The sequence below is a fragment of the Paenibacillus solani genome (assembly GCF_001277345.1).
Lineage (GTDB): Bacteria > Bacillota > Bacilli > Paenibacillales > Paenibacillaceae > Paenibacillus_AQ > Paenibacillus_AQ solani.
Window position 1 is genome coordinate 630,171 of record NZ_LIUT01000008.1, and the last position, 19,534, is coordinate 649,704.

21 protein-coding genes are annotated in these 19,534 nt (G+C 48.7%); all 21 read left to right on the plus strand.

Annotated elements, in window-relative coordinates; all coding sequences use genetic code 11:
* Nucleotides 1–48: 48 nt before the first annotated feature.
* The 21 genes from wecB (at nt 49) to fabZ (ending at nt 19,528) form a co-directional block, all read left to right on the plus strand.
* Nucleotides 49–1,206, plus strand: coding sequence for a non-hydrolyzing UDP-N-acetylglucosamine 2-epimerase (gene wecB, locus AM231_RS26875; RefSeq protein ID WP_054405382.1), 1,158 nt, complete (start codon nt 49–51; stop codon nt 1,204–1,206).
* Between the two features lie 174 nt (nt 1,207–1,380).
* The gene (locus AM231_RS26880) at nt 1,381–1,614 is read left to right on the plus strand and encodes an AtpZ/AtpI family protein (RefSeq protein WP_053491144.1); all 234 of its coding nucleotides are present in this window, start codon (nt 1,381–1,383) and stop codon (nt 1,612–1,614) included.
* A complete protein-coding gene (locus tag AM231_RS26885; RefSeq protein ID WP_053491145.1) occupies nt 1,607–1,987 on the plus strand; it encodes an ATP synthase subunit I in 381 nt (126 codons plus the stop codon). Before AM231_RS26880 ends, AM231_RS26885 begins: the two co-directional genes overlap by 8 nt.
* Before the next feature lie 34 nt (nt 1,988–2,021).
* Entirely contained in the window at nt 2,022–2,789 is a 768-nt protein-coding gene (gene atpB / locus AM231_RS26890) for a F0F1 ATP synthase subunit A (RefSeq protein ID WP_053491146.1), read from the plus strand.
* 95 nt (nt 2,790–2,884) lie between these two features.
* Nucleotides 2,885–3,097 (plus strand): F0F1 ATP synthase subunit C, encoded by a 213-nt coding sequence (atpE, locus tag AM231_RS26895; protein ID WP_006213098.1) that lies wholly within the window; start codon nt 2,885–2,887, stop codon nt 3,095–3,097.
* A 98-nt stretch (nt 3,098–3,195) separates the two neighbouring features.
* Complete coding sequence (gene atpF, locus AM231_RS26900; RefSeq protein WP_053491147.1) at nt 3,196–3,687, plus strand: F0F1 ATP synthase subunit B; 492 nt, start codon at nt 3,196–3,198, stop codon at nt 3,685–3,687.
* On the plus strand, nt 3,684–4,229 hold the full coding sequence (locus AM231_RS26905) for a F0F1 ATP synthase subunit delta (protein ID WP_054405383.1): 546 nt from the start codon (nt 3,684–3,686) through the stop codon (nt 4,227–4,229). Before atpF ends, AM231_RS26905 begins: the two co-directional genes overlap by 4 nt.
* A gap of 18 nt (nt 4,230–4,247) precedes the next feature.
* Complete coding sequence (gene atpA / locus AM231_RS26910; RefSeq protein WP_054405384.1) at nt 4,248–5,762, plus strand: F0F1 ATP synthase subunit alpha; 1,515 nt, start codon at nt 4,248–4,250, stop codon at nt 5,760–5,762.
* A gap of 268 nt (nt 5,763–6,030) precedes the next feature.
* Nucleotides 6,031–6,891: an ATP synthase F1 subunit gamma gene (gene atpG, locus AM231_RS26915; RefSeq protein WP_053491150.1), complete on the plus strand. Its 861-nt coding sequence runs from the start codon at nt 6,031–6,033 to the stop codon at nt 6,889–6,891.
* A gap of 114 nt (nt 6,892–7,005) precedes the next feature.
* Nucleotides 7,006–8,406: a F0F1 ATP synthase subunit beta gene (gene atpD / locus AM231_RS26920; protein WP_053491151.1), complete on the plus strand. Its 1,401-nt coding sequence runs from the start codon at nt 7,006–7,008 to the stop codon at nt 8,404–8,406.
* Nucleotides 8,407–8,505: 99 nt separating this feature from the next.
* Nucleotides 8,506–8,910: a F0F1 ATP synthase subunit epsilon gene (locus AM231_RS26925; RefSeq protein ID WP_053491152.1), complete on the plus strand. Its 405-nt coding sequence runs from the start codon at nt 8,506–8,508 to the stop codon at nt 8,908–8,910.
* An 851-nt stretch (nt 8,911–9,761) separates the two neighbouring features.
* Complete coding sequence (locus AM231_RS26930) at nt 9,762–10,016, plus strand: DUF1146 family protein (RefSeq protein WP_053491153.1); 255 nt, start codon at nt 9,762–9,764, stop codon at nt 10,014–10,016.
* A 508-nt stretch (nt 10,017–10,524) separates the two neighbouring features.
* Complete coding sequence (gene murA / locus AM231_RS26935; protein ID WP_165593477.1) at nt 10,525–11,871, plus strand: UDP-N-acetylglucosamine 1-carboxyvinyltransferase; 1,347 nt, start codon at nt 10,525–10,527, stop codon at nt 11,869–11,871.
* A gap of 902 nt (nt 11,872–12,773) precedes the next feature.
* A complete protein-coding gene (gene spoIID, locus AM231_RS26940) occupies nt 12,774–13,799 on the plus strand; it encodes a stage II sporulation protein D (protein ID WP_054405531.1) in 1,026 nt (341 codons plus the stop codon).
* Nucleotides 13,800–14,151: 352 nt separating this feature from the next.
* Nucleotides 14,152–14,889, plus strand: coding sequence for a M23 family metallopeptidase (locus tag AM231_RS26945; RefSeq protein WP_054405385.1), 738 nt, complete (start codon nt 14,152–14,154; stop codon nt 14,887–14,889).
* Nucleotides 14,890–15,154: 265 nt separating this feature from the next.
* A complete protein-coding gene (gene spoIIID / locus AM231_RS26950) occupies nt 15,155–15,439 on the plus strand; it encodes a sporulation transcriptional regulator SpoIIID (protein WP_009594246.1) in 285 nt (94 codons plus the stop codon).
* Between the two features lie 196 nt (nt 15,440–15,635).
* Nucleotides 15,636–16,634: a rod shape-determining protein gene (mreB, locus tag AM231_RS26955; protein ID WP_053494080.1), complete on the plus strand. Its 999-nt coding sequence runs from the start codon at nt 15,636–15,638 to the stop codon at nt 16,632–16,634.
* A 49-nt stretch (nt 16,635–16,683) separates the two neighbouring features.
* Entirely contained in the window at nt 16,684–17,565 is an 882-nt protein-coding gene (locus AM231_RS26960; RefSeq protein WP_054405386.1) for a flagellar hook-basal body protein, read from the plus strand.
* Between the two features lie 68 nt (nt 17,566–17,633).
* A complete protein-coding gene (locus AM231_RS26965; protein ID WP_054405387.1) occupies nt 17,634–18,458 on the plus strand; it encodes a flagellar hook-basal body protein in 825 nt (274 codons plus the stop codon).
* A gap of 9 nt (nt 18,459–18,467) precedes the next feature.
* Nucleotides 18,468–18,668 (plus strand): DNA-directed RNA polymerase subunit beta, encoded by a 201-nt coding sequence (locus tag AM231_RS26970; protein ID WP_053491159.1) that lies wholly within the window; start codon nt 18,468–18,470, stop codon nt 18,666–18,668.
* A 428-nt stretch (nt 18,669–19,096) separates the two neighbouring features.
* On the plus strand, nt 19,097–19,528 hold the full coding sequence (gene fabZ / locus AM231_RS26975; RefSeq protein WP_053491160.1) for a 3-hydroxyacyl-ACP dehydratase FabZ: 432 nt from the start codon (nt 19,097–19,099) through the stop codon (nt 19,526–19,528).
* Nucleotides 19,529–19,534 lie beyond the last annotated feature (6 nt).

Consider the following 19,534-nt stretch of genomic DNA (forward strand, 5'->3'; position numbering starts at 1 on the left):
CTTCATTGGGATTCAAATATTACGCATGCAAAGAGGGGTATTTCAAACATGTCAAAAGTGAAAGTGATGACGATATTTGGGGTCCGCCCCGAAGCGATCAAGATGGCGCCGCTTATACTAGAACTTCAGCGTCATCCCGAGCATATTGAATCGGTCGTTTGCGTAACTGCGCAGCATCGCCAAATGCTGGATCAGGTGCTGGATGTGTTCAAGATTGTCCCGGATTACGATCTGGATGTGATGAAGGATCGCCAAACGCTGAACGAAATCACCGTGCGCGTCCTGGAAGGATTGGAACCTGTTCTGCGTGAGGTCAAGCCGGATATCGTACTGGTGCATGGAGACACGCTGACTACCTTCCTGGCCAGTTATGCTGCCTTCCTCCAACAGATTCAAGTTGGTCATGTCGAAGCAGGTCTTCGCACATGGAATAAGCTGAATCCTTATCCTGAGGAGATGAATCGTCAGCTGACTGGTGTGCTGGCTGATCTTCATTTTGCTCCGACGGAATGGTCCGCGAACAATTTACGTAAGGAGAACAAGGCAGAATCTCATATCTATGTCACAGGAAATACGGCTACGGACGTGTTCCAATATACGTTGCGTGAAGATTATACCCATCCGGTCCTGGACTGGGCGGAAGGTAAGCGTTTAATTTTAATGACGGCTCATCGCCGGGAGTCACAAGGGGAGCCGCATCGCCAGATCTTTGAAGCGGTGAAGCGCATTGCAGATGAATTTGAAGACATTGCTATCGTATATCCTGTGCATCCGAGCCCTGCCGTCAAAGAGCCGGCTCATCGCATTCTGGGAAATCATCCGCGTATTAAGCTGATCGATCCCCTGGATATCGTGGATATGAACAATATCTATACTCGCACGCACTTTATCATTACTGATTCGGGCGGTATGCAGGAGGAAGCTCCTTCGTTCGGCGTACCGACATTGGTGCTTCGGGAAACGACGGAGCGTCCGGAGGGCATCGAAGCGGGGACTCTGGAGCTTGTCGGTACCCAGGAAGAGAATGTGTATGATCGAATTAAGGCTTTATTAACGGATCAAGCGCTCTATGAAAAGATGAGTAAGGCAGCAAATCCATATGGAGATGGACATGCTTCAGAGCGAATTGTCCATGCGATTTTGCACCATTTTGGCATCCAAAAAGAGCGTCCAAAAGAATTTCACAGAATGTTCACAAAGGCATAGTTTTCTTGATTCTGATTGACAAGGGTACAGCATACAGTTGAACTGTACGGTTGTCGCGGTGTTTTGTGCAATTTAAATTGCTCAAAACGCCGATTCTACACGGTAAATCGATAAAATCGATTCATTGACAAACTCTTGTAATATTCAGTAAAATGAGTTGGGATTAGAGGTTATATGAAAAATCCGAAAAGTCAAGACAGCCCTTGGCTGATAGCGCTATATATTAGCGGGGGCGGTGGTTTGCTGGCTGTATATATCGTAACCGGTTTTTTTGCTGGAAGATGGCTGGCTGAATGGCTGGACGGGCCCAGATACTGGTTGGCGATTGGAACCGTTTTAGGGCTCTTTACAGGGATTTTGAATATTGCTCTTCTCATTAAGAAGTTTTTGGGGGCGCAAAGTGAATGATTTGACAACATCCATTGTGAACGGTGTAACTAGGGTATCGATACTCTTATTATCTGCTTTGTTTTTGGGATGGGCGTTATACCCGGATTATCGACCGGAGGAATCTGGGTTGATCTTGGGAATCGTTGGCGGTTTGTTCAACGTCCGCTTTCTTTCCATTAAAGTAAGGCAGCTTGTGGACTTGGCCGTGAGCCAGGAGCGCAGACGGTTCAGCTTTGGATTCGTCACAAGACTTTGCATCGCGTTTTTAATCGTGATGATGGCAGCCAAGCTCGAACAAGTATCGCTCGGTGCTACGATCATTGGCCTGTTCATTCCCCAATTGTTGATGATTCCGGTCAGCATTATTGTTAGCTTGAGAATGAAGAATTGATCAGCGCTAATTGGAAAGGGGTGAAAACAATTATATGCATGATTCACCGATTATTGATCTAGGTGGATTTCGACTTGATCTATCAGCCGTCATTATGTTGCTAGTGACTTGTATCATTGTCTTCGTACTGGCGAGGCTGGCCGTTCGTAATCTGTCTGTCGAAAACCCTTCCAAAATGCAAAACTTCATGGAGTGGGTCGTAGAATTTGTGCAAGGCATCGTAGCCAGTGCTATGGATTTAAAGAAGGGGAAACCCTATATATCTCTAGGTTTAACCTTGATTATATTTATCTTCGTAGCGAACTTGCTAGGATTGCCGTTTGCTATTATCACAGACTTGCCTGCTGATTTTAAAGTGTTCGGTCATACGATTGAAGCTACGAGAGGTCTGCAAGATGGCCATATGGCTCACGTTCTCTGGTGGAAATCACCGACAGCTGACATCTCCATTACAGCAGGTTTAGCAATCGTTGTGTTCTTCTTGATGAACTACCTGGGTCTGAAGCTGAATCGCAAGCATTACCTGAAGCATTACATCGAACCGTTCCCGATCTTCCTGCCGCTCAATATCATTGAGAACCTGGCAAAACCGATCGCTCTGGCAATCCGTTTGTTTGCTAACATCTTCGCAGGTGAGGTACTCATCACGGTAATCCTGAAAATGGGATACTTCGGTATACCGTTCCTGGCCGTATGGCAAGGGTTCAGTATATTTATCGGTGCATTGCAGGCTTTCATCTTTACGATCTTGACCATGGTTTATATCGCACAAACCACGGTTCACGAAGAAGAAGCGCATTAATAAGCTCGGCCGAAACGTGCCGGCTAATCGGCAATTTCGAAAGAGATCTATTATATTAACTAAATTAGAACCATATTTAAGGAGGAAATTTATCAATGGAATTTTTAGCAGCAGCTATTGCAGTAGGTTTGGGCGCGTTGGGCGCAGGTTTGGGTAACGGTATGATCGTAAGTAGAACAGTAGAATCTATCGCTCGTCAACCGGAAGCTCGCGGTCCGTTGCAAACAACGATGTTTATCGGTGTTGGTATCGTCGAGGTAGTTCCACTCGCTGCTACCGTTATTGCTTTCTTGATCATGTTTTCTTAATAAGAATACAACGGTTTGGCGGGGAGGGCCGATGCCATCCGCGCCTTCGTTTTGTTAAGAACTGCAATTCGCATTAACGGAAAGGAGTGACTTCATCCATGGGAGAAGTACTTTGGGAGAATATTATAGTCTCAATTCTTGCATTTGCTATTCTGTACTTTCTGCTTAATAAATATGCTTTCGGTAAATTGTTTGCAATTATGGAGCAGCGTCGGGAATTGGTCGTGAGCCAGCTCGACGAAGCTTCCAAAACTCGCGAACAGGCACATGTCTATGTAGAAGAGCAGAAGCAAGCGCTGAACCAAGCGCGTCAAGAAGCTCATGAGATCATCGAACGTTCCAAGCAAACGAGCAACAAGCAGGCTGAACAGATTTTGGAACTGGCTAAAGAGGAAGCGGATCGCATCAAAGTCGATGCTGTACGCGAAATCGAGAGCGAGAAAACGAAAGCCGTGGCAGAGCTTCGCGGTGAAATCGGCAGCGTTTCCGTTAAGATCGCTGAGAAGCTGATTGAACGTGAAGTGAAGAATGACCAAGCTCAAGAAGAACTGGTGGACCAATACCTTAAAGAGGTAGGAGGCAGATCATGAGCCAAAATACAGTAGCAGCCAAGCGGTATGCGCGGGCGCTGTTCGATGTGGCGGCTCAGCAGCAGAAGGGTCTGGAAGTGGAAGAGGAGCTGCGCGCAGTTGTGCAAGCTATTGAAGGTGATGCGGACATTCAAACCTTCATCTCCACGCCGAATATTCCCCAGTCCGTAAAGATGAATGCCATTAGGCAGGCGTTAGCAGGTAAAGTATCGCAGCCGGTCTTGAATACGATAGAATTGCTTCTTGACCGTGGGCGTACAGATATGTTCTCCGAACTGCTGAACAGTTATGTGAAGATACAAGGCGAAAGCTTGGGATTGGCAGACGCTACGGTATACTCCACTTATCCGCTTAGCGATCAGGAAAAAGAACAGGTAGCTTCGGAATTCGGACAGTTGGCACATCAGAAGATCCGGGTGTCCAATATTGTAGACAAGAGCTTGCTCGGGGGCCTGAAGGTTGTCATTGGCGATAAGCTGTATGATGGAAGCCTCTCCGGTAAGCTGGAACGTCTTGAAAAGTCTTTTAATAGACGAGCATAGTAGATAGGGGTGAAAACGTTGAGTATCAGACCTGAAGAAATCAGTACTTTAATCAAAAGTCAAATTGAAGAATATAAATCCGATATCACTGTCTCTGAAGTAGGTACGGTCATTCAAGTTAGTGACGGTATTGCTCGCGTGTATGGCCTGGAGAACGCAATGTCCGGGGAACTCCTGGAGTTCCAGAACGGCGTGTTCGGTCTGGCGCTGAACCTTGAAGAGAGCAATGTGGGTGTCGTTATCTTGGGACCTTACTCCGATATCAAGGAAGGCGATCAGGTAAAACGTACAGGACGTATCATGGAAGTTCCTGTAGGCGAAGCTCTGCTTGGACGCGTTGTCAATCCGCTGGGTCAACCGCTTGACGGCAAGGGACCTATTGAAGCGGCTGCTTTCCGTCCGGTTGAGAGTAGTGCACCAGGCGTTATCGACCGTAAGTCGGTTCATGAGCCTATGCAAACAGGGATTAAAGCGATTGACGCAATGGTGCCGATCGGCCGCGGACAGCGCGAGCTCATTATCGGTGACCGCCAAACGGGTAAAACCACGGTTGCAATCGATACTATTCTAAACCAAAAAGGCAGCGGCGTGAAATGTATCTATGTAGCGATTGGACAAAAGCAATCGACTGTAGCACAAGTGGTTGAAACTCTTCGCCGTTACGGCGCACTGGAGTACACCATTGTTGTTACGGCTTCGGCTTCTGAGCCAGCTCCGCTGCAGTATATCGCTCCGTACGCAGGTTGCGCAATGGGCGAGTACTTTATGTACAAAGGCGAGCATGCGCTCATCATCTATGATGACTTGTCCAAACAAGCGGCTGCATACCGTGAGTTGTCCTTGCTCCTTCGTCGTCCTCCGGGTCGGGAAGCTTATCCGGGTGACGTGTTCTATCTGCACTCCCGTTTGCTGGAACGTGCAGCGAAGCTCAATGATGAGCTTGGTGGTGGTTCATTAACCGCACTTCCATTTATTGAAACACAGGCTTCTGACGTATCTGCTTACATTCCAACCAACGTAATTTCGATTACGGATGGACAGATCTTCCTGGAGTCCGAGTTGTTCTACTCCGGTCAGCGTCCAGCGATTAACGTTGGTATTTCGGTATCCCGTGTCGGTGGTTCCGCGCAGATCAAAGCGATGAAAAAGGTTGCAGGGGGCATGAAGCTGGATCTTGCGCAGTATCGTGAGCTTCAGGCGTTCTCCCAGTTCGGATCCGATCTGGACAAATCAACCTTGGCTCGTTTGAACCGTGGTGCAAGATTGATGGAAATTCTGAAACAGGGCGTAAACCAGCCGTTGTCCGTTGAACAGCAGGTGGTTAGCTTGTACGCAGCTGTTAAGGGATATATCGATGATATCGAGGTTGCCGACGTGCGTCGTTTCGAGAGCGAATTCCTCGCGTTTATTGAAAGCAATAAACCGGAGATTCTTCAATCCATCAGAGATACGAAGGATCTGACATCCGATAACGAAAACGCTTTGAAAGCGGCGATCGATCAATTTAAGAAGGGCTTTGCCACTTCGGTGTAAGCTCCTCAAGCAAGTAACAGGAGGGGAGCCGGGTTACGCCCGGCATCCTCTTTCATCATATGGAATGTAGCTTTGGCTGTGACCAAAGTGATGTTGTCTAACAGGTTTGGCTTTGGTCCTAGCCAAAGCTTGGTCTACGTATATGAAGTTGGCTTTGGCTCGGCCAAGGCTAGGTATTTGCTTACGAAGTAACTTTGGCTTCGCCAAAGTTAGGTGATTGCTTTCGAAGTTAGCTTTGGCTTCGCCAAAGCTTTAAGGTGGTGAAAACATGGCAAGAGGATTACGTGATATTAAGCGGCAGATCAAGAGTGTTCAGAACACAAGGCAGATCACCAAGGCGATGGAAATGGTTGCTGCTGCCAAGCTGAGAAGAGCTCAAGAGAAGGCAACCTCTGCACTTCCCTACTCCGAGAAGCTGAAAGAGGTTGTGGGCAGCATAGCTGCTGGAACCAATGGAATCAGTCATCCGATGCTGGAGAAGCGCGAAGTGAAGAAAACCGGTTATCTGGTAATCACTTCTGACCGCGGTCTTGCTGGTGCATCGAACTCCAACATTTTGCGCAAGGTTTCGAATTTTATCGCAGAACGCCATCAGTCCAAGGATGAGTATTGCCTGTTTGTGATCGGACGTAAAGGACGGGATTATTTCCGTCGTCGTGGACTTCCGGTTGTTGAAGAGCTCACCGATTTATCCGATAGTCCGACTTATGCAGATATCAAGACCATCGCTAATGCGGCGGTTCATCAGTATGAGCTGGGTCAGATTGATGAGTTATACGTGTGCTATAACCAATTCGTGAATGCCTTGACTCAACTGCAAGAGATCTCCAAACTTCTGCCAATGGAGAACATTGGTAGTGGAGGCGACTTGACCAGTTATGAATACGAACCTTCTCCTGAAGGCGTGCTTGAGATTCTGCTTCCGAAATATGCGGAAACGTTGATTTTCAGTGCAATGCTGAATGCGAAGGCGAGTGAGCTGGGTGCGAAGATGACTGCGATGGGCGCAGCCACGAAGAACGCGAGCAAGATGATCAACGAGTTGAACCTCACATATAACCGTGCTCGTCAGGCTGCCATTACGCAGGAAATTTCCGAGATCGTGGGCGGCGCAAACGCTCAGCAGTAATGCACATTGGAATTTATAATTTAGTATGTAACGGATATGCGGCATGACATGTCAGCCGCTTTTACGATCATCGTTCATCCTTAGAGGTGAGCGGGTAGGAGGGAAAACGAATCAATGAATAAAGGACGCGTTGTCAGCATTACAGGTGCTGTAGTTGACATTGAATTTGAGCGCGGTCATCTTCCCGAGATTTTTAATGCTGTCAAGATTGAAGCAACGTTGGAAGGCGGCCGCTCGATTGATTTGACTTTGGAAGTATCCAATCATTTAGGAGATAATCTGGTTCGTTGTATCGCGATGTCATCCACGGATGGTCTCATTCGCGGTATCGAAGCTGTGGACTTGGGCAGACCAATTACGGTACCTGTAGGTTCCGCTACACTCGGCCGAGTATTTAACGTACTGGGTGAGCCGATCGATAATGCGGGTGCTGTGGTATCCGAAGTAAACAACCCGATTCACCGCGAAGCTCCTGCTTATGACGAGCTTTCTACCCAAGCAGAAATGCTGGAAACGGGTATTAAAGTTATCGACTTGCTAGCTCCTTACCAAAAAGGCGGTAAAATCGGTCTCTTTGGTGGTGCCGGTGTAGGTAAAACCGTTGCGATCCAGGAATTGATCAACAATATCGCTCAAGAACACGGCGGTATCTCCGTATTTGCCGGCGTAGGCGAGCGTACTCGTGAAGGTAATGACCTGTATCACGAGATGAGTGATTCCGGCGTTATCAGCAAAACGGCGATGGTGTTCGGTCAGATGAACGAGCCTCCAGGTGCCCGTCTTCGTGTAGCATTGACTGGTTTGACGATGGCGGAATATTTCCGTGATCAAGAAGGTAAAGACGTATTGCTCTTTATCGACAACATTTTCCGCTTTACTCAAGCGGGTTCCGAAGTATCCGCCCTTCTGGGCCGTATGCCTTCCGCAGTAGGTTACCAGCCAACGCTGGCATCCGAGATGGGACGCTTGCAGGAGCGGATTACTTCTACCAAAAAAGGATCTGTAACCTCCATTCAGGCTATCTATGTACCTGCGGATGACTATACGGATCCGGCTCCGGCGACGACGTTTGCTCACTTGGATGCAACGACGAACCTCGAGCGTAAAATTTCCGAGATGGGTATCTACCCTGCGGTAGATCCGCTTGCATCCAGTTCCCGTATTTTGGCTCCGGAAATTGTGGGTGAAGAGCACTATAATGTAGCTCAGGGCGTAAAGCAAATTCTTGCACGCTACAATGAGCTTCAAGATATCATTGCCATCCTCGGTATGGATGAGCTGAGTGAGGAAGATAAAGCGATTGTTGGACGTGCTCGTCGTATTCAGCGTTTCCTTTCCCAAGCTTTCCACGTTGCCGAGCAGTTCAACGGCATTCCGGGTAAGTATGTACCGGTTAAAGAAACCGTGCGCAGCTTCAAAGAAATCTTGGAAGGCAAGTACGATCACCTTCCAGAAGCGGCTTTCTTGTTCGTAGGTACGATTGAAGAGGCAGTTGAAAAAGCAAAAACATTGTAAGCTGACGCTCCGTGATCAGCAGACCGCAGCCGAACCCGTACCGGGACGGTAAGGTCTGCTGCGCGAGTTTTCTGCGGAAAACGGTGAGGAGGGATGGAAGTGAGCACCATTTTGTTGGAAATCGTAACCCCGGACCGCCTGGTCTATTCCGAGCAGGTGAACAGTGTTACGGTACGTGGAGTTGAGGGAGAGCTGGGTATTTTGCCTGGCCATATTTCCTTCGTTACGCCGCTTCAGATAGCGCCAGTTTATGTGAAAGTCGGCAACGAGAAAACTCCGTTTGCGGTACAAGGCGGTTTTGTCGAAGTTCGTAAAGATAAGATTGTTATCCTGGCGGAAAGCGCAGAGAGAGCAACTGAGATCGATCTGGAGCGTGCGGAAGCCGCGAAGGAAAGAGCTGAAACTCGCCTGCATGCAAAGGGAAGACAGGACGAAGTTGACCATCGTCGCGCAGAGTTGGCTCTGCAAAGAGCGATGAACCGGATTAAAGTGAGACATAATTAATGAACAGACATAGACAGCTTGCTGTATTCATACAGCAAGCTGTCTTTTTTTATTTACTGGTCTACATAGGTTTCATTGATGCTGTTTCAACAATGAATCACAAGAAGAGTCTTCAATTATATAAATAAATGGTTCGGTAATTTAGGAGAGTACATTGAGTATCATAACTGCAATAGCTCTTGGAATCTAATACTCATAAGCCGATTGCGATTCTATTAAATGTGCGAATTTCCTATTACATCTATCGGTTATTTTAATAGAGTTGATGCATAACCTATAGCATCTAAGAGAGTAGGGTGGTCATCCTTATGGCTATTCTACTCCCGGAAGCAAATCTTCTCACTGGCACAGAATGTCGGTAAATCGTATTATGAGAATCTAGCTGGCGGCTTGAATGCATCCGTAACCGTCAATAACTTCTCAGACGCGCCGGTATCGCTTGTTGGTTGCTGCTCTCCTGTCAGGTGCACTGCCGGTTTTTGGAACCATTCATATAGCGACCTCAGATTTCTAAAAGAGGCGAGGTATACAGTGACCTGAATATGCTAAAAGCTTTACCGGACCCTAAATTAGGTTCCGGTATTTTTTTGTAATATAATAAGTATAAATAGCTGCTTAGGGAATGAAAATATTACCATTACTGGTGTTTAAATGGTTTATGATGGCGTTATAAACAGTGTTTTTGACTTCTATTAATGGCGTGTTCTTGATCCTTTTTGAGCAATGTCGATAAATTTTATTATTTCCGAGGAAATGTCGGATAGAAAGTGCTGGATTCTTAGCGTCCAGCCAAGTATTATAGAAGAGTCGGTCCTGAAGTGGACTTGCGAATTTACGAAGGAGGAGGGAGCATGAGTCAGGATTTATCTAGTTCAATCAGTGCAATCGGTGTGAACGGATTGGTATCGATTGTCGTTTCGTTGATTTGTATTGCACTGGCTTGGTGGGCATTACAGCAAGTGAAGCTGGATTTGATTGTCCGTCATCCGAAAGGGCCGCAGGGAAAGTTGTTACACCTGCTGCTAGCTGTGGTGCTCGGGCGATTCGTGGCTGAATTCCTAATTGACTATATTACATGGAGTCAAATGATCCGATATATGTTTTAGGGCGAGAAAGAACGTCATACATAACACTAGAATGTTTTCAAAGGTTCTTTTCGAATTTGATTGTATGATGATGTTGCACTTACTCCATTTTATACTCGTCTGTTTTAAGTGCGGGTTGAATGGTTATATCTCTGTTAGATTGCTTGAAGAGAACATGTCGAATAAACACATTTTATTATGTTAACACTTAACTTAATAAGACTTTGATCGGGCGGACCGTATGACTTCCGGACTATAAAGTTCACCCGGTAATTGTTGTGCATTGACAAGTGTTGATCGGTCATGGTAACTTTCGTAGGTCCTTACTGCGGATAACAGATGCTTCATAAAGCAGTATGATAAGTATCTGATAACAGATGCTGTTTCATCGAATCAGGTGTCATAAATAGTTCGAAAATCGCTTGTATAGCTGAAAACCCTAATGGTAAGATGAAAGTTAGGGAATTAGCAGCAACTTAATCACTAACACATGGAATCAGGAAAATTATGGACGCGGAGGGAAACCATGATGAGCAAATTTATCGTCCGCGGTGGCAAAAGACTGACCGGAAGCGTCAAAGTCAGCGGAGCAAAAAATTCAGTTCTTCCGATCATCGCTGCCTCTCTCTTAGGGGAAGTTGGGGAAAGTGTTATTATTGACGCGCCTCCTCTTGACGATGTAATTACAATTAGTAAAGTATTGGAATCGCTTGGTGCAGGCATTACATATCAAGATGAAGTGATACGTGTGAATGCAGAGCACATAACGACATGTGAAGCACCTTATGAATGGGTGCGGAAGATGCGAGCGTCTTTTTTGGTCATGGGCCCTTTACTGGCACGCTGTGGACGTACCCGGATATCGCTGCCCGGGGGATGCGCGATCGGCACAAGACCGATTGATCAACACCTTAAAGGATTTGAAGCGCTCGGGGCTGAGATTAGCCTCGGACAAGGATATATTGAAGCAAAGAGCAATGGCAGATTACGTGGAGCGAAGGTCTACTTAGACGTAGCTAGCGTAGGTGCTACTGAAAATATTATGATGGCTGCTACATTGGCAGAGGGAGTTACCGTTATCGAAAATGCGGCGAAAGAGCCGGAAATTGTCGATTTAGCGAATTACCTGAATGCGATGGGCGCCAAAGTTCGCGGTGCGGGTACGGGGGTCATTCGTATCGAAGGCGTTGAGAAAATGCATGGCGTCCAGCATAATGTCATTCCAGACCGGATCGAAGCAGGTACCTTTATGGCAGCTGCTGCTATCACTGGCGGGGATGTTTATGTGGAAGGAGCTATCGCCGATCATCTTGGACCTGTCATTTCCAAAATGGAGGAGATGGGGATCACGATTGAACCGGACGAGAATGGAATCCGCGTTATCGCGGATAAACCATTAAAGTCAGTGGATGTGAAAACCTTGCCTTACCCTGGCTTCCCAACTGACATGCAGTCCCAAATGATGGCGCTGTTGCTGGTCTCCGAAGGTACAAGTGTAGTTACGGAAACCGTATTCGAGAACCGCTTCATGCATGTGGATGAGTTCCAGTTGATGAATGCCGAAATTAAGGTTGAAGGGCGCTCTGCCATCGTTACAGGTGGTGCTAAGCTTAAGGGCGCTAAAGTCACAGCAACCGATCTTCGGGCCGGAGCTGCTTTGATACTGGCGGGACTCGTATCAGAGGGGACAACGGAAGTCGGTGGCGTTCAGCATATCGACCGCGGATATGTTCATTTGGCTGAGAAGCTGTCTGGACTTGGCGCGGACATCTGGCGCATCTCGACGGAGGAACCGAGCACGGAGAAGGCTCCGAAGAAAGTGGCAAACGAATTGGAAGAGACCAAACTTTTTAAAGTCCAACCAACTTGGGCGTAATAACCATCTTGGATGATGAGGTCATCCGAGTGTGATAGAGTGAAGAAGAAGAGGCTTGGCCCGTGAGGGCGAGCCTCTTCTTCTTTTTTTGATCCTTCTTAAGTGCTGGGTTTCTTATTAATCCTCATTCTAACCTTTTATCTAGGACCGATGGTACGTCAGGAACGTGCCTGATGGATTATCTCTTAGGTTGTGAAAGTTTTGCTTGGATTCCTTTTCCAATCTTTCTCTTAGAACAGTTCTATCAAAAGTCCGTTTCTCATAAGTATCAGTAGAGGCTTAACCAAAGATGCGAGGAGAGGGAGAGAAGCAGAAGAGGCATATACCAGGGGAACAGACACAGGAGGGAAATGCAAATGAAAGATTCGAAGGTTCGGGTGAATATGGGCAGCGCAGGCGGTACGCGAGCGAGAAGTCCAGACCAAACTCCCAAAGCAGAGAAGGTAGAGCCGTATCAGAAGCCATCCAAAGATGAGGCTGTACCCATAATAAAGTGGGAATTTCCCGGAGCGCTTGAGCAGAAAACGGTACCTACGGAAAAACATAGACAGCTATCGATATCGGATACAAATCGATACAGCATGGAGGGCGGGCCGCGTGGGCACCGCGGCCCAGGGGAAGGGCCGGACGCCTATGGCGAGTCCGGCCACGGCAAGCGGGCGGCATCTGCGCCGCCGCCCGAACGCCCGGCTGGCGCGCGTGCGCACGGCGCCGCGCCAGACCCCGGCGGGCCAGCGGCCATGCCGCAGGGCCCGCAGCCCGCGCCCGAGCCGCAGCGCTACGCGCCTGCGGCATCGGGCCGCGTGCCGCGCGGGGGCCGCACGTTCCGTGCGCGGCCCTCGCGCTGGGGGCGCCGCGGCTTTGCCGCGCGGCGCCCGACCGCCGGAAGACGGCGGGTGCGGATGCACCCTGCCGTCTGGGCGGTGGCGGGGCTGCTGGCCTTGGCGCTGGCGCTGCCTCTGCTGGTGGTTGCCCCTGGCAACCATCCACCAGAGCCGCTGCCGCCCGGGCCGCCCCCGCTGCCTTCCGCCGAGCCGCAGGCGGCGGAAGAGCCCATGGTTTCCGTCTACTTAACCAAGACGGAAACCGTGGAAGAGCTGCCGCTGGAACAATATGTCGTCGGCGTCCTGGCCGCCGAGATGCCGGCAGAGTTCCAGCTGGAGGCACTCAAGGCCCAGGCCATCGCGGCACGGACCTATATTGTGCAGCGGCTATTGTCCGGCGACCGCAGCGGCGTGCCGGACGACAAGGCACTGGTGACCGATACCGTCAGCCACCAGGCTTACATTGCCCAAGCCGAGCTGACAATGGAGTGGCAGCGACTGGGCAAGGAAACGGAGCTGGCGAAGCTCCAGCAGGCGGTAAATGAAACGGCGGGCTGGGTAATGACCTATGAGGGTGAGCCGATCACGGCTTCTTTTTTCTCCACAAGTAACGGATATACCGAAAATTCAGAGGATTATTGGAAGAACGAGATTCCCTATCTGCGCAGCGTGGAGAGTCCATGGGATAAAGAGATTTCACCAAAATACAAGACTACAGTTACGATGCCGCGTTCAGAGTTTTTAGGTAAGCTTGGTTTGGCAGATGGAGCCGTACCGGTATCGGCAGGCGGGGATGGGGCCTCTTCTTTTTTGAAAGTCCTCTCGTATACACAAGGCCACCGCATTGAGAGCGTACGGGTCGGGGGCAAGAAGTTTTCCGGTCGCGAGGTGAGAGAGAAGCTCGGGCTCCGGTCTAGCCAGTTCGCCCTTCATATGAAAGAGGGAGAGATTGAGATTACGACCTACGGTAACGGCCACGGCGTAGGTATGAGCCAGTACGGAGCCGAGGGCATGGCCCGCGAGGGTTACAAGGCGAAAGAGATTCTGAAGCACTACTATACGAATATTTCTTTTGCCGAAACTTCAAATCTTCTCTCTCATTAAGTGCAAGTTCAAAAAGTCGAATTTTCAGCACCGAAGGGTAATGCTTCCGAAGTGCGTTTTTTCAAAATGCTTCAGGTTAAATAAAGCTAGGACCAGCTGAATTCAAGATTCGATGCCGAGTTACTTCTTGATTTACTTCGTGTTAGATATAGAATTTATTCATTATCAGCAGAGCTGATGGAATTCTATATCGCAAGAAAACCTACCTTTGAATCGCGGTCGCTCTTCTTTGATTGGCCTCGATTGGTTTTCTTATCAAAAGATGACTTTTTGAACAACCTCTCAAAAAAATAATAGTGATAACGTATAAAAGAGTTGCCCCCGGTAACAATGGTTACTGAGGTGATTGCAAATGAATGAACAGAACAAAAATAGTAAACCCCACGAAGAAACTCCTAAAACTGTACAAGGAGATTCGGTGGTAACGTCATCTTCGTGGAAGAAAGCTTTATCCAAACGGTGGGTGTTCCCGGCAGCATACTTAGCAGCAGCGGCAATTATACTAACCCTCGTGTGGGTCTACCAGGACGCCAGCCAAAAAACGCTGAAACCACAAGAGGAAATGGCAACTGTAAACGAAACAGCACAGGATTCAGAGAAGGCTGCTGGAACCGCAACAGACGGAGAAGCTTTAGAAGTAACGGCCCAGGCTCAATCGATGATCTGGCCGGTAACGGATGACGTAGCTGTTAGCATTGTCAAACCATATTTCGATGAGGCAAGCCCGGAAACGCATCAAGAGGCGATGGTGCAATACAACGATACCTTTTCGCCCAACTTGGGTATTGACCTGGCAACAGCGGATGGCACGGAGTTTGAAGTTAGAGCAGCACTTACAGGGCAAGTAACTCGGGTAGAGAATCATCCGCTTAACGGTCATGTGGTGGAGATTACATCCGGTGATACAAAAACCGTGTACCAAAGCTTGAACGAAGTGAAAGTGAAGGAAGGCGCGGAAGTGAAGCAGGGCGATGCGATCGCAACTGCTGGACGCAGTGAATTTGAGAAGGATCTCGGCAACCATGTGCACTTTGAAGTGTATGAGGGCGGGAAACTGGTCAACCCTGTGAGTGTGCTTCCGCAAAAATAAATTTATCTCTTCGATAACGCATGCGCCCACCGCGCACGTGAAGAGGGCAGGATCGCTAAGATCCTGCCTTTTTTTTGTCCCATTCATGTGGGCAAGTCCTACCCTTGCTGTGCCTTGCTTTATGGTCATTTCATTCTTGTCCACCCATGGCATGTCCTGAAAATAAATGAGTCCAAGTAAGCTTGTCACTCCTTGAAACCGCGAATATCCCGTCATGCCCCTCATATAATGTACCAAACTATCCACACAGTAGGGAGGCGGGAGCGTGCACGATTACATCAAAGAGCGGACCATTAAGATCGGACGCTGTATCGTGGAAACGAGGCATACGGTTCGAACTATAGCCAAAGAATTTGGCGTGTCGAAGAGCACGGTGCATAAAGACTTAACCGAACGTCTGCCGGAGATCAACCCGGATCTGGCGGATCAGGTGAAGCACATTCTCGAATACCACAAATCTATCCGCCATCTCAGAGGCGGAGAAGCTACCAAGATCAAGTACAAAAAAACAGGCAGCAATCGTGAACCGGTGGCCACAGCAAAATCCTGATTTTTTAGGGCTTTGGTCGCTAGATTGCCGTTGAATCCCTCCCCTAAAGTATGATATGTTAAAAGCTGGTATAGGATCGACATTTGGAACCTGTTTTGCCGAAGAGCATCATGGATTGCTAGATTTTGTCGATGAGTGTTTCGGTGCAGTGAACAGATTCTTTTACCATAAAATAACACTTTGGGGGCTTTTCATGATGTTGAGCAAGGATATTGGAATCGATCTCGGAACGGCGAACGTGCTTATTCACGTAAAGGGGAAGGGGGTAGTGTTAGACGAACCTTCCGTTGTCACGATTGAGACCGACACCAAACGTGTCCTTGCCGTCGGTGAGGAAGCACGGCGCATGGTCGGACGTACTCCCGGCAACATTACGGCGATCCGCCCGCTGAGGGACGGGGTCATCGCCGACTTCGATATTACGGAATCGATGCTGAAGTATTTTATTGATCGCGTTGGCGCGCGCAGTTGGCACAGCCGGCCCCGAATCCTGATCTGTGCACCGACCAATATTACTTCGGTGGAGCAGAAGGCGATCCGGGAAGCGGCTGAGCGCAGCGGTGCCAGAGATGTGTTTCTGGAAGAAGAACCGAAAGCGGCGGCAATTGGCGCAGGCATGGATATCTTCCAGCCAAGCGGTAACATGGTTGTGGACATCGGGGGCGGCACCACGGATGTGGCCGTCCTGTCCATGGGCGATGTCGTTACCGCTTCCTCTATTAAGATGGCAGGAGACAAATTCGACGAGGCGATTACGAAGTACGTGAAGCAAAAATATAAATTGCTGATTGGTGAGCGGACAGCAGAAGATTTGAAAGTGGCGATCGGTACTGTTCGTCCAAGCGGCAAGCAAGCTGAGATGGACATCCGCGGACGTGATATGGTATCCGGTCTGCCGTTGACCGTTACGGTATCCTCAGCCGAAGTCCAAGAAGCCTTGTGGGATCCTGTGTCGGCGATTGTACTTGCTGCCAAATCCGTATTGGAGCGCACGCCACCTGAGCTGTCGGCGGACATTATTGATCGCGGAGTCATTTTAACGGGCGGCGGTGCACTGCTTCATGGATTGGACGAGCTGTTAACGGACGAACTTCGGGTACCCGTGCTCGTTGCGGAGGATCCTATGCATTGTGTGGTTAAGGGAACGGGGATCATGCTGGATAATTTGGACAAGGTCGTAAAGAAAAAGTTCTAACCTTCCGATATAGATGATAGGATTGTGATATTAGAAGGGAAGTGCCTTCATGCTTAGAGGATTATATACAGCCGCTTCGGGGATGATGACCCAGGAGCAGCGACATAATACGGTAACGCAGAATATTGCCAATATCAATACAACCGGTTACAAGGCAGTGAACAGTGTGCAGCGCTCGTTCCCTGAAGTGCTTGTCTCCATGATCGGTGGCAATCAATCGTCAGAGGCCGGAAGGAAGCTCGGGAAGTTCAATACCGGCGTTTACGCTGAGGAGAGCATCTCGCTTTATACCGAAGGTGCACTGCGCGAAACTGGCAAGACAACCGACTTCGCCCTTGTTTCATCCTTTAATGTTCAAAATCCGGCTACAGGTGAGAATTATCCATTCGATGCTTCCGGAAGATATGTGGATGATAACGGTGAAGTGATCTACCGTCCGGAAGGGTTTTTCACCGTTCGCAATGAGGATGGCGACACCCGTTATACCCGTAACGGAAGCTTCCGGTTGAGTCCGGAGGGCAGCTTATTGAGCGAGAACGGCTATCAGGTTCTGGATAACAATAACAGGCCGATCGTATTGACAGGCTCGGCGCGTAACTTTACAGTGAATGAACAAGGTGAAATCATGGACGCGGATGGTAATGGGACAGGCATCACCCTCGGAATCAGCATCGTGAGTGAACCTCATGGCTTAATTCGTGAGGGTCTTGGAGTATTCCGTATGGCGGATCCAGATGGACAGACGCGTTTTATGACCGATACTGATAATGGAGTCATCCGTCAAGGATTCATTGAAGCATCGAATGTGGATCCAACGCAATCCATGGTCGAATTGACTGCTGCGCTGCGTGCGTATGAAACGAATCAGAAGATCGTTCAGTATTACGATCGGACGCTGGATAAAGCGGTTAATGAGATCGGTCGGGTTTAGGGCTGGTTTTGTATGTATTTAGGTTGCACGTTGCTGTATGTTAAATGTGAGCCCACGGGAGGTAAGTGATGAACAACTCGATGATAAGCGCTATGGTGTCCATGAATGCACTCCAGCAGCGGCTGGATGTGATCGCGGATAATATGGCAAACGTCAACACGGCTGGTTATAAGAAGAAGGAAGCCTCCTTTGAAGATGTGCTGACGCAGGTACAGGGATATCATAAGGATTTTGATCGGACCGGACGTGCCACACCGCTTGGTTATACTCTCGGATATGGGATGAGAATGTCCTCCATCGTGCCAAATATGGAACAGGGGGCCATGAAGGAAACCGGCAATCCCCTTGATCTGATGGTTGACGGACAAGCCATGTTTGCCGTGCAAGGGGATGGTGCGATCGGATATACCCGTGAAGGCGGATTCCATGTAACCCCGGATGAACGTGACCCTAATTTCTTGTTGTTGGTCAATTCCCAGGGCTATCCCGTATTAGATGTGAATAATGCGCCGATTTCACTCCCGGTCAAAGGGAAAGTGGCCATTAATCAGAAGGGGCAGATCATCGTGGAGACCCCAACAGGTCGTACGGCTCCATATGCAACCTTGAAGCTGGTCGAGCTTATGCGTCCTGAGGGCTTGGCTGCGGTGGGCGACAACATGTTTGTGGTAGGGGATGGCTTGACGGAAGCTGATGTGTTCGATATGACGCCGCTCGCTCCGGGTGAAGAGCCTAAATCGAAGGTGCTCTCCGGATTCATTGAGCAATCCAACGTTAACCTGGCCGATGAAATGTCCAAAATGATGGAAGTTCAGCGAACCTACCAGCTAATGGCCCGTGGACTTAGTTCCAGCGATACCATGATGAACCTTGCTAACACAATGCGAGGGTAGGTGGGCTTCATGAGTGAATCAAACGCCAAAAAACGCTCCAAGACATCCGGATGGAAAATAGCTGTCCGCATCATGGTTCCCATATTGCTCGTATTGGCATTATGCGGGGGTCTGGTCTTTGGATATGTTGTCCTTGGGAAACAGGAGCTTAGCGAAGTGTTTGAATGGAGCACGTGGAAGCATGTTTTTGATTTGATATTTGCGCCTTGATTCGAAGTTAAGGTGAATTTAATTTCATTACGTGTATATGAAGAACTCCCTTCGGGGAGTTTTCTTTTTTGGGGGTTAAACGGTATAATGGGGTGGGACTTGCGTGTTAGCTTTGTCATTCCATGACAAAGAACGGATGTATACAAAAGGGCCCTCTCCCCATATAGATGTTCAGAAGGAGAAAGCCCCTTATCTAAAACCTTCACTTCTGCAGCGGTGAAGGATATCTATCATTTTCTCCGCAGATCCTTATTTTTATGCAAATGAATTGAAATTCGTCATGTGAACCTCAAAGATGAAGCAGGATAGAACCATCTATAAAACCTTCCCCAGCTTGAAAAAAGCGGCATAGCGGAAGCATCTGGAATGAGCGAAGCTTTTCAAACGCTATGCTTGGTGGGTACGTACATAAGGAGGATTTGTATATTATGTTGAACATCAAACAGATTCAAGAAATTATTCCGCATCGCCCCCCATTTTTGCTGGTTGATAAAATTGTGGAGATCGAGGATGGCAAACGGGCGGTCGGCATCAAGAACGTTACGATCAACGAGCCGTTTTTTGTCGGGCATTTCCCTGAGTATGCCGTTATGCCTGGAGTTCTCATTGTAGAAGCTTTGGCACAAGTAGGCGCTGTTGCGATTCTCAATGTTGAGAGCAACCGGGGGAAGCTCGGCTTTTTGGCGGGCATTGATGGTTTTCGTTTCCGCGGCCAAGTCGTGCCTGGAGACACGCTGCGGCTGGAAGTCGAGATTATCCGCTTAAAAGGCATGATCGGCAAGGGGAAAGCAACCGCGACCGTGGACGGGCGTGTCGTTGCTGAGGGAGAGATAATGTTTGCTCTCTCGGATAAGGAGTAATTTTCA

What these genes read in the sequence shown, in the direction of transcription:
- wecB (WP_054405382.1), top strand. Translation starts at nt 49, where the DNA reads ATGTCAAAAGTGAAAGTGATGACGATATTTGGGGTCCGCCCCGAAGCG.
- AM231_RS26880 (WP_053491144.1), top strand. Translation starts at nt 1,381, where the DNA reads ATGAAAAATCCGAAAAGTCAAGACAGCCCTTGGCTGATAGCGCTATAT.
- atpB (WP_053491146.1), top strand. Translation starts at nt 2,022, where the DNA reads ATGCATGATTCACCGATTATTGATCTAGGTGGATTTCGACTTGATCTA.
- atpE (WP_006213098.1), top strand. Translation starts at nt 2,885, where the DNA reads ATGGAATTTTTAGCAGCAGCTATTGCAGTAGGTTTGGGCGCGTTGGGC.
- atpF (WP_053491147.1), top strand. Translation starts at nt 3,196, where the DNA reads ATGGGAGAAGTACTTTGGGAGAATATTATAGTCTCAATTCTTGCATTT.
- AM231_RS26905 (WP_054405383.1), top strand. Translation starts at nt 3,684, where the DNA reads ATGAGCCAAAATACAGTAGCAGCCAAGCGGTATGCGCGGGCGCTGTTC.
- atpG (WP_053491150.1), top strand. Translation starts at nt 6,031, where the DNA reads ATGGCAAGAGGATTACGTGATATTAAGCGGCAGATCAAGAGTGTTCAG.
- atpD (WP_053491151.1), top strand. Translation starts at nt 7,006, where the DNA reads ATGAATAAAGGACGCGTTGTCAGCATTACAGGTGCTGTAGTTGACATT.
- AM231_RS26930 (WP_053491153.1), top strand. Translation starts at nt 9,762, where the DNA reads ATGAGTCAGGATTTATCTAGTTCAATCAGTGCAATCGGTGTGAACGGA.
- murA (WP_165593477.1), top strand. Translation starts at nt 10,525, where the DNA reads ATGAGCAAATTTATCGTCCGCGGTGGCAAAAGACTGACCGGAAGCGTC.
- spoIID (WP_054405531.1), top strand. Translation starts at nt 12,774, where the DNA reads ATGCACCCTGCCGTCTGGGCGGTGGCGGGGCTGCTGGCCTTGGCGCTG.
- AM231_RS26945 (WP_054405385.1), top strand. Translation starts at nt 14,152, where the DNA reads ATGAATGAACAGAACAAAAATAGTAAACCCCACGAAGAAACTCCTAAA.
- mreB (WP_053494080.1), top strand. Translation starts at nt 15,636, where the DNA reads ATGTTGAGCAAGGATATTGGAATCGATCTCGGAACGGCGAACGTGCTT.
- AM231_RS26960 (WP_054405386.1), top strand. Translation starts at nt 16,684, where the DNA reads ATGCTTAGAGGATTATATACAGCCGCTTCGGGGATGATGACCCAGGAG.
- AM231_RS26965 (WP_054405387.1), top strand. Translation starts at nt 17,634, where the DNA reads ATGAACAACTCGATGATAAGCGCTATGGTGTCCATGAATGCACTCCAG.
- AM231_RS26970 (WP_053491159.1), top strand. Translation starts at nt 18,468, where the DNA reads ATGAGTGAATCAAACGCCAAAAAACGCTCCAAGACATCCGGATGGAAA.
- fabZ (WP_053491160.1), top strand. Translation starts at nt 19,097, where the DNA reads ATGTTGAACATCAAACAGATTCAAGAAATTATTCCGCATCGCCCCCCA.